Source organism: uncultured Gemmiger sp. (genome assembly GCA_944388105.1).
Lineage (GTDB): Bacteria > Bacillota > Clostridia > Oscillospirales > Ruminococcaceae > Gemmiger.
Window position 1 is genome coordinate 1 of sequence record CALXHN010000081.1, and the last position, 9,212, is coordinate 9,212.

General features: G+C 66.6%; 8 protein-coding genes and 1 pseudogene. 3 read left to right on the forward strand and 6 right to left on the reverse strand.

Features of this window, described 5'->3' with window-relative positions:
* Positions 1-488, reverse strand: a 488-nt coding sequence (locus tag Q0K17_RS08810) for an ATP-binding cassette domain-containing protein (RefSeq protein ID WP_294542368.1), incomplete at its 3' end; no start/stop codon positions are given.
* Positions 489-610: 122 nt separating this feature from the next.
* Between Q0K17_RS08810 and Q0K17_RS08815 the strand changes: the two genes are divergently transcribed.
* Together Q0K17_RS08815 and Q0K17_RS08820 are read left to right on the forward strand one after the other, a co-directional pair.
* Positions 611-1,426, forward strand: coding sequence for an AraC family transcriptional regulator (locus Q0K17_RS08815; protein ID WP_294542369.1), 816 nt, complete (start codon positions 611-613; stop codon positions 1,424-1,426).
* A 60-nt stretch (positions 1,427-1,486) separates the two neighbouring features.
* A complete protein-coding gene (locus tag Q0K17_RS08820; RefSeq protein WP_294542370.1) occupies positions 1,487-2,572 on the forward strand; it encodes a DUF6709 family protein in 1,086 nt (361 codons plus the stop codon).
* 52 nt (positions 2,573-2,624) lie between these two features.
* On the opposite strand, the gene Q0K17_RS08825 is transcribed toward Q0K17_RS08820, so the two are convergent.
* Positions 2,625-3,464, reverse strand: coding sequence for a hypothetical protein (locus Q0K17_RS08825; protein WP_294542371.1), 840 nt, complete (start codon positions 3,462-3,464; stop codon positions 2,625-2,627).
* A gap of 153 nt (positions 3,465-3,617) precedes the next feature.
* Between Q0K17_RS08825 and Q0K17_RS08830 the strand changes: the two genes are divergently transcribed.
* Positions 3,618-4,634: a SpoIID/LytB domain-containing protein gene (locus tag Q0K17_RS08830; RefSeq protein ID WP_294542372.1), complete on the forward strand. Its 1,017-nt coding sequence runs from the start codon at positions 3,618-3,620 to the stop codon at positions 4,632-4,634.
* A gap of 2 nt (positions 4,635-4,636) precedes the next feature.
* On the opposite strand, the gene Q0K17_RS08835 is transcribed toward Q0K17_RS08830, so the two are convergent.
* The 4 genes and pseudogenes from Q0K17_RS08835 to Q0K17_RS08850 form a co-directional block, all read right to left on the reverse strand.
* Entirely contained in the window at positions 4,637-6,463 is a 1,827-nt protein-coding gene (locus tag Q0K17_RS08835) for an ABC transporter ATP-binding protein (RefSeq protein ID WP_294542373.1), read from the reverse strand.
* On the reverse strand, positions 6,447-8,192 hold the full coding sequence (locus Q0K17_RS08840) for an ABC transporter ATP-binding protein (protein WP_294542374.1): 1,746 nt from the start codon (positions 8,190-8,192) through the stop codon (positions 6,447-6,449). The genes Q0K17_RS08835 and Q0K17_RS08840 overlap by 17 nt, the downstream gene beginning before the upstream one ends.
* A gap of 16 nt (positions 8,193-8,208) precedes the next feature.
* A complete protein-coding gene (locus Q0K17_RS08845; RefSeq protein ID WP_294542375.1) occupies positions 8,209-8,631 on the reverse strand; it encodes a MarR family transcriptional regulator in 423 nt (140 codons plus the stop codon).
* A gap of 185 nt (positions 8,632-8,816) precedes the next feature.
* A pseudogene (locus Q0K17_RS08850) lies at positions 8,817-9,212 on the reverse strand (hypothetical protein); the annotation flags it as partial.

Consider the following 9,212-nt stretch of genomic DNA (forward strand, 5'->3'; position numbering starts at 1 on the left):
GACAGAGGTTCGTCCAGCAGGAAGACCGCCGGGTTACGGACCATGGCGCGGCCCAGGGCAACACGCTGACGCTGACCGCCGGACAGAGCCTTCGGCTTACGGTCGAGCAGGTGTTCGATCTCCAGGATCTTGGCGGCTTCACGCACGCGCTTGTCGATCTCGTCCTTGGGCATCTTGCGCAGTTCCAGACCGAAAGCCATGTTCTTGTACACGGTCATGTGGGGGTACAGAGCGTAGTTCTGGAACACCATGGCGATGTCGCGGTCCTTCGGGGGAACGTCGTTGATCAGGCGCTCGCCGATGTACATCTCGCCCTTGGAAATTTCTTCCAGACCGGCGATCATACGCAGGGTGGTGGACTTGCCGCAGCCGGAAGGACCGACGAAGACGATGAACTCCTTGTCAGCGATTTCCAGGTTGAAATCCTTGACGGCGGTGACATTGCCGGGATAGATCTTGTAGATATGACGGCAGCTGATACTGGCCATGATGGTACCCTCCAAATGGTTTTTTATTGACGCCTTGCGGCGCCTGATTTTCTTGACAAACTTATGATATCAGCTTAGAATGGAAAAAGAAATAGCATTTTATTGATATAGGAGGCCAGAAATTGATATTTGACTGGACACGCTGCTGCCGCCCCTGCGAGACCCGGGAACTGCAGGGGGAAGACCCCCTGGTGCTGGACGGGGCGGGGCTGTGGACGGGGGTCCTTTCCAGCGGCGGCTGTACCCTGGAAGGCCCCGGCGCCGTGCAGACCACCGGCAGCTCGGGGGATATCCTGCTGGGGTTCGGCACCATCACCCTGTGGCCCCTCTCTCCCTGCCACCTGCTCTGCCTGCGCCTGGACGGGTCGGCGGTGACCGAATTCCTGCAGGGGCTGGCCGCGCCCCGCTTTGTGGACAGTGCCGCCTGTCCCACCGCCGCCGAACAGCTGGCCCGCCTGTGCAGCGCCCCCGCCCCGGAGGCCGGCGCCGCCCCGGACCCGGCCGTGGGCGCCGCGCCCTACGCCCTGCTGTGCGCCTTGGCCCACGCCGATGAGCCGCCCCGCCGCCTGTCGCCCCTGGTGGCGGAGGCGGTGGAGAGCATCCGCAACAATTATATGGCCCTGTATGGGGTGGAGGACCTGGCCCAGGCCCTGGGGGTGAGCAAGTGCCACCTGGTACGGGTGTTTTCGGCGGAGATGGGCATTTCTCCCGGGAAATACCTGACCCACACCCGCATCGAGGCGGCCAAGCTCCTGCTGCTGGACCGGGAGTACAACCTGGAAATGATCGCCAGCCTGTGCGGATTTTCCGGCGCCAACTATCTGTGCCGGGTTTTCCGGCGGGAGACCGGCACCAGCCCCGCCGCCTGGCGGGAGGCCGCCGCGCCCCATGCCGAGGTCAAGCGCCTGCCGCCCCGCCGCAATGAGATCTATGTGTGAATCCCCTGGGCAAAGGGGCAGCATCGTGCTACACTGAAAACCATAAGGAGGAATCAGCCCATGGACACGCTCAGATACATGCGGCGGCGGATCCTGTGTGCCCGGATCCCGGTCCTGCTGCTGACCCTGCTGCCGGCTTTGGGGCTGGCGGCGGCGGTGATGCCGGCACTGTGGCAGCTGGTGCAGGGACCGCGGGACCTGTACGCCATGACGCCGTCGGAGCTGGAAGGCGCCTATGCGGCGGCGGAGATCGACACCATCTGGGACTGGTACGCCGATACGGTGGTCACCGACGCCATCGGCGGGGAGACGGTCACCGCCCGGGAATATCTGGTGCCGCTGTCGGACGGCCGGACGTTCATCGGGGTGCAGGTGCCCGCCCGGATGATCCCGGCGGGGGACAGGGTGCTGGAACAGACCGGGCTGTGGCGCAGCAACCCCGCAGCCTACCTCTGGGACGGGTCCAGCCTCACGGTGCGGGGCGGGGTCCGGCCCATGGATGAGGAGACCCGGGAACTGTATTACCATTACCTGCAGCAGGTTTACGGGCTGTCCGGGGAGGAACTGGACAATTTCCTGCCGCTGGTGCTGGTCCAGGGCAAGGTCCGGGGGATGGACGGCGGCACCATCCTGCTGCTGGGGCTGGGGGCCATCGCCTTTTTTGCCCTGACGGGGGTGAACCTTTCCCGGGCCCTGCGGGACGCCCGCCTGCAGCAGATCACCGACTACTGCCGGAACCGCCCGTACCCGGAGGAACAGGTGCGCATCCTGGACGCGGTGGTCCATCTGGGCAAGGGGGAGAGGGGGCTGAGCGCCGAGGACGGATGGCTCATCAACCTGGAAGGCCCCCGCAGCTGGATGCTGCAGCATGAGGATGTGGCCTGGATCTATATCAGCCGGGTCAGACAGGTCCGCCATGGCTCCGCTTACCGGCTGCTGGTCTACAGCCGCAGCGAGCCGCCGGGACGCCGCTGCCACGAGATCTTTGTGCAAAGCGCGGAGGACGGACGGGAGCTCATCGACCAGCTTGTGCCGGTGCTGCCCGGGACCGTTTTCGGGTACAGCCCCGAACGGGAACAGGCCTACCGCCGGGACCCGGCCGGGTTCGGGCCGGTCTGCCGGCCGGGGGCCCCGCAGGAACCGTGAACAAAAAATGCCCTGCCGCTGATGCGGCAGGGCTTTTTTCATGGCAAAAATCTTATTTTCTGGCGTAGAAGTTGTGGTCCGGGGGCAAGGGCAGTCCCGCGCCGGCGGCATACCAGGCGCACACCAGCCCGGTGATGCCCCAAAGGCCCATGGCAAGGCCGGTGGCCAGATCGGCAAGGCCGGACCGGCCCCACCAGAACTCAAAGACAGCCTGGGGCAGTTCGTGGCAGGTGCACACCAGAAAGGCAATCATCCCCCCGGCAAACACCGCGTGGCCCACCGGCAGGCCCGGGGTCAGGAACACCCGCAGCACCATGGCCAGAAAGAGCAGGGCGGCGGCGCTGCTCAGCACCCGCAGGGTACTGCCCAGCCGCATCACCGAGGCAGGGGCGATGGCGAAGCGTTCCACCATCAGCCACAGGAAAAAGAGGGTCCCGGGCAGGGCGGTGAGGGCGCCGGGCAGCCGGCGGGTGGGGTCGGCCAGCGGGCCGAAGGCGCGCACCCCCCACAGCAGGGACCACAGGGCGCAGAGCAGGGCGGTCACGGTGCTGATGAGAAGCAGAGGGTCAAAGGCGGCGGCCAGTTCCGGCACCCCCAGCAGGGCACCGCATGCCAGCGCGGCGGTGAGCAGCAGCAGGCAGACGCCCAGGCCGGCGCAGGGCCCCAGCAGGGCCCGGGGCCGCCGGTTGACACGGCCCGCCGCCGCATAGCTGAGCACCACCCCCGCCGCCGGCACCGCAATGCGGGCCCAGAACGGGCCTTCGGTCACAAATCCGGTGGCCGGGTCTGTGCAGAAAGCCAGGTCTGCTATGCGCAGGGCCAGCGCCAGCAGGCAAAACCCCAGCATCAGGAAAAACGGCAGACGATGGGGGGAAGAGTTGGTTTGGGTCATGTAAGACGGCCTTTCCCGGCGGGGCATATCCGCCCCGGCCGATGAATATACTGGAAACAAGCGGGCGGGACAAGCCCGGTGCCGCAGCTGTGTTTCCTTATTGTAGCCTGCCGCGCCGCAAAATGCAAGTTGTCCCCGCCGGGAGGTGCCCTTGTGAAACAGACTTTCGTGTGTGCGGCGGTGCTGGCCGCAGTGGCGGGCGCGGCCCCCTTCCTGTGTCTGGCGCTGCCCCGGTCCCCGGCGTCAGTGCCGGCAGCGGTGTCCGCCACCGCCGAGACCGCCGCCCCCTCACAGCCGGAACCGGCTGCCACCTCCGCCCCGGAGGACCCCCTGCTCACCGATGCCCGGGAACCGGTCCTGCTGTACGATGGCGCGGCGGGCGGTACGGTGTCGGTAAGTCCGGTGGATTACATGGCGGGAGCCGCCGCCAGCGAGATGCCCCTGACCTGGCCGGATGACGCTCTTCTTGCCCAGATGGTGGCCAGCCACACCTATGCCCTGTACAGCCGGGACCACGGCGGCAGCGACACCGACGGCTGGCTGCAGGTGAACAGCGCCCTGGCCAGCGGCTGGACCGATGAGGCCGCCCTGCGCGCCCGGTGGGGGGAGGACTTTGCGGAAAACTGGGCCCGTCTCACCAAACTGGCCGAGCAGGCGGCGGATTCCCTGGTGCTGTATGAGGGAGCCCCCGCCCTGACCGCCTACCATGCCATCAGCAGCGGCCACACCGAGGACAGCCGCCAGGTATGGGGGGAAGCCCTGTCCTACCTGTGCGGGGTGGATTCGGCCTGGGACAAGTACAGTGACGAATACGAGGTCACCATCCAGTACAGCGATACCCAGTTCGCCGCAGCGGCGGCTTCCCTGGGACTGTCCCTGGACGGTGACCCCGAAGATTGGATCGGTGCCAGCCAGTGGGATAAGGCCGGCTATGTGCAGAGCATCGAGATCGGCGGCGTGTCCTGCGCGGGTACGGCGGTGCGCAGTGCTCTGGACCTGCGCAGCGCCTGCTTTGCCATTGCCTGGAGGAACGGACAGTTCGTCATCACCACCCGGGGCTACGGCCACGGGGTGGGCCTGAGCCAGTACGGCGCCAAAGCCATGGCCGAAGGCGGGGCGGACTGGCGCAAAATCCTGGAATACTATTTCCCGGGATGCACCGTGAGCTGACCTCAGGAAAGCTCGAACATGCCGTTGTACAGCTGGTAGTATTCCCCGTGCAGGGCCAGCAGCTCCTCGTGGCTGCCCCGCTCCACGATCCGCCCGTGTTCCAGCACCATGATGGCGTTGGCGTTGCGCACGGTGGACAGCCGGTGGGCAATGACAAAGACGGTGCGCCCCTCCATCAGCCGGTCCATCCCCTTTTCGATCAGGGCCTCGGTGCGGGTGTCGATGGAGGAGGTGGCTTCGTCCAGGATCAGCACCGGCGGGTCGGCCACGGCGGCCCGGGCAATGGCCAGCAGCTGCCGCTGCCCCTGGCTCAGGTTGGCCCCGTCCCCGGTGATCATGGTCTCGTAGCCGTGGGGCAGGCGGCGGATGAAGGAGTCGGCGTTGGCGATCTTCGCCGCCGCCTCGATCTCCTCTTGGGTGGCGTCCAGCTTGCCGAACCGGATGTTGTCCGCCACCGTGCCGGTGAACAGGTGGGTGTCCTGCAAGACCATGCCCAGGCTGTGGCGCAGGTCGTCCTTGCGGATGCGGCGCACGTCGATGCCGTCGTAGGTGATGCGGCCCTTGTTCACCTCATAGAACCGGTTGATCAGGTTGGTGATGGTGGTCTTGCCCGCGCCGGTGGAGCCCACAAAGGCGATCTTCTGCCCGGGCTTGGCGTACAGGTTCAGGTCTTCCAGGATGGTCTGCCCCGGCTCATACCCGAAGCTGACCTCCTCAAACCGCACATCCCCCCGCAGGGGAACCAGCGGCGCATCCGGGTGGGCGGAATCCCGCCAGGCCCAGCCGCTGCCGCCCTGGGGGCGCAGGTCCACCAGCTCCACCGTGCCTTCGTCGATCTCCGGCTTTTCGTTCATGGCGCTGAAGATGCGCTCCGCACCGGCCATGGCGGCCAGCAGCAGGTTGCTCTGCTGGGTCAGCTGATTGATGGGCATGCTGGACTGGCGCACGAACACCAGATAGCTGGCCAGACTGCCCAGGTCGGTGCGGCCCAGCATGACCAGGATGCCGCCCACCACCGTGATGACCGCATAGTTCAGGTAGGCGATGCTGACCACCGCCGGGACCATGGTGCCCGCATAGGTCTGGGCGCCGGTGCCGGCGGCCCGCAGTTTTTCATTGCGGCGGATGAAGCCGTCCAGATTGGCCTGCTCGTGGTTGAACACCTTGACCACCTTCTGGCCGGTGACCATCTCCTCGATGTAGGCGTCCAGCTCGCCCAGGCTGGCCTGCTGCTGGCTGAAATACTGGCGGCTGCGTTTTGTGCTGTACCGGATGTACAGGAACATGGCCCCGTACCCCACGATCACCAGCAGGGAAAGCTGCCAGCTGAGCACAAAGAGCAGGATCAGGGTGCCCGCCACCTGCACAAAGCTCTGGATGAGCATGGCAAAGCTGTTGTTCAGCGCATCCGAGAGGGTGTCCACGTCGTTGGTGAACAGGCTCATCAGGTTGCCCTTGCGCTGGGCGTCGAAGAAGGGCAGGGGCAGGGTCTGCAGATGGGCGAACAGGTCCCGGCGGATGTCGCTGAGGACCTTCTGGGCGGCCTGCACCATGATCTGGGTGTAGCCGAAGGTGGACAGGGCGCCCACGGCGTAGATGGCCGCGGCGATGCTTACCCCCGCCACCAGACCGGACAGGCTGCCGGTGTCAGTGATCTGGTTCACGATGGGCTTGATCATGTAGGTGCCCAGCAGGTTGGCGGCGGCGCTCATGGCCGCCAGGATGCCCACCAGCACCAGCAGCACCTTGTGCCGGCCCAGATACCGGCCGAACTGCTGCAAGGTGCGCCGCAGGTTCTGCGGGCGGCGTCCGTTAAAGGGCTTGGCCATGGCCGTCCCCTCCTTTCATCTGGGATGCATAGATCTCCTGATAGATTTCGTCCCGGGCCAGCAGGTCCTGGTGGGTGCCCACGGCGTGGATGGTGCCGTCTTTCAGGATCACGATCATGTCCGCCTCCATCACCGAGGTGATGCGCTGGGCAATGATGATCTTGGTCACGTCGGGCAGGGCGGTCAGGGCCTTGCGGATGCGGGCCTCGGTGGCGGTGTCCACCGCGCTGGTGGAGTCGTCAAAGATCAGCACCTTGGGATGCTTGAGCAGGGTGCGGGCGATGCACAGCCGCTGCTTCTGCCCGCCCGAAACGTTCACGCCCCCCTGGCCCAGGTCGGTGTCCAGTCCGGCGGGCATCCGCTCCAGGAACTCATCGGCGCAGGCCTGCCGGCAGGCGGTCCACAGGGCTTCGTCGTCGGCGTCGGGGTTGCCCCAGCGCAGATTGTCCCGGATGGTGCCGGAGAACAGCAGGTTTTTCTGCAGCACGATGCCCACCGCGTCCCGCAGGGCGGCCAGATCGTACCGGCGCACGTCCTGCCCGCCCACCAGCACGGTGCCCTGGGTGGCGTCGTACAGGCGGGGGATCAGCTGCACCAGGGTGGTCTTGGCCGACCCCGTGCCGCCGATGATGCCCACCGTGGCCCCGGCGGGGATGGTCAGGTCAATGTCCGACAAAGCGGGGCGGCCGGTGCCCTCGGCGTAGCGGAAGGTCACGTCCCGGAACTGGATGCGGCCGTCGGGCACGGTCATCAGGGGCGCTTCCGGCTCGTCCAGGGCGGGGCGCTCCTCCAGCACCTCCCGGATGCGGTGGGCGCTGGCCAGGGACCGGGTCAGCAGCAGAAAGACGTTGGAGATCATCATCACCGAGTTCATGACCTGCAGCACATAGCTCAGGAAGGCGGTGAGTTCGCCCACCGTCATGCTGCCCACCAGGATGAACCGGCCGCCGAACCACATGATGCAGACCACCGCCGTGTACATGACCACCTGGAACACCGGCTGGTTCAGCGCCGCGTGGCGGAAGGTGTCCACGCTGGCGCCGGTCAGTTCCCGGTTCACCCGGTCAAAGGCTTCGTCCTCGTGTTCGCCCCGCACAAAGGCCTTGATGGCCCGGATGGCGGTGAGGCTTTCCTGGATGCGGCCGTTCAGATGGTCCACGGCGGTCTGCTGGCGCACATACAGCGGTCCGATGCGGGTGACCAGAAAGGCCATGGCGATGCCCAGCACCGGGGCCGCCACAAAGAAGACCACCGACAGGGAGGGGTTGAGCAGAAAGGACATGCCCACCCCCATGAACAGCATGACCGGGCTGCGCACCAGCGGCCGCAGCCCGCTGGTGACGGCGTTCTGCATGACGGTCACATCGGTGGTCATGCGGGTCACCAGGGAGGAGGTGGAAAACCGGTCCAGGTTGGAAAAGTCGAATTCCTGCACCTTGCGGTACTCCGCCAGACGCAGCTCGGCCCCGAAGCCGTAGGCCGCCCGGGCGGCATACCGGGCGTACAGCAGCCCGGTGACCAGGGCCAGCAGGGCGCACAGCACCATCTTGCCGCCCTGGCCCAGCATGTAGGGCACGTCCCGGTTGGCCACCCCCACGTCCACCAGGCCGGTCATGAGCATGGGAATGCTCATCTCAAAGATGCACTCGATGAACACCAGCCCCACGGCGGCGGCTACCTGGCGGCGGCAGGGGCGCAGATAGGCAAAGATATATTTCAGATCCTTCATACAAGCACCCCTCCGTTCACAGCCTGCCGCCCACGTTGCGGTAGGCCCGTTCCAGAAAATCCCGCAGCAGGGCCTTCTCCTGCTTCGAAAAGCCGTCCAGCATCCGGTTCTCGAAGGAAAGGCAGCGCTCCTCCCAGGCCTGCAGGGCGGTGCGGCCCTTTTCGGTCAGATGGACCTCCCCGGTGCGGCGGTCGGCCTTGCTGGGGCGGCGCTCCAGCAGCCCCCCGCGCTCCATGCCGTCCAGCAGGCGGCAGATGGCGGCGGGGTCCACATCGCACCGGTCGGCCAGCTCCCGCTGGGAACAGGGCCCCTGGGCGGCCAGACACCGCAGCACCTTGGGCTGCCCGGTGGAAAGCCCCAGCTCTCCCAGGGCGGGGCGCAGGGCATTCTGCTGCCGGTGGGCGGTGCGGATGAGTAGGGTATGGATGGGATAGGACATAGACACACTCCCTTGCAGGTGATGCACCAGACCGTTGATGCATCACTAATTGATATATCAATGAATCGCGTCCCCATTATATGCCAGCCCTCCGGCAGAATCAAGACCCGGGCAGCAAAAAACCGCCGCAGCGTGCCAAGCGCTGCGGCGGCTTTTCAACAAATAGGGGGCATTCGGTGGAAAACTCAGCGGTATTTCCGGCCGCGGGGGATCAGCACCACCGCACCGATGATGCTGGCGGCGGCCAGCAGGCCGGCGCCCAGGGCCACCAGGGGCCAGCGGTGCACCGTCTTGGTGCCGGGGGCCGGTTTGGGGGCGGCGTCGTTCTGCGGGGCCTGGGGCTCGGCAGAAGTTTCCGGCGCCGCCGTGGGGGCCGGGGTCACGGTGGGTTCCGGTGTGGGGGAAGGCTCCGGCGTGGCGGTGGGTCTGGCCGTGGCTGCGGGGGCCTTGGTGGCGGCAGGCGCCTGGGTGGCCGCAGGCAGGGCGGGCAGGACCGGCGTGGGGGCCGGGGTGGCCGTCGGTTCCTCCTCCGAGTGGACGGTCACCACATTGCCCTGGGTGTCCGGGGCGGGCGCCTGGGT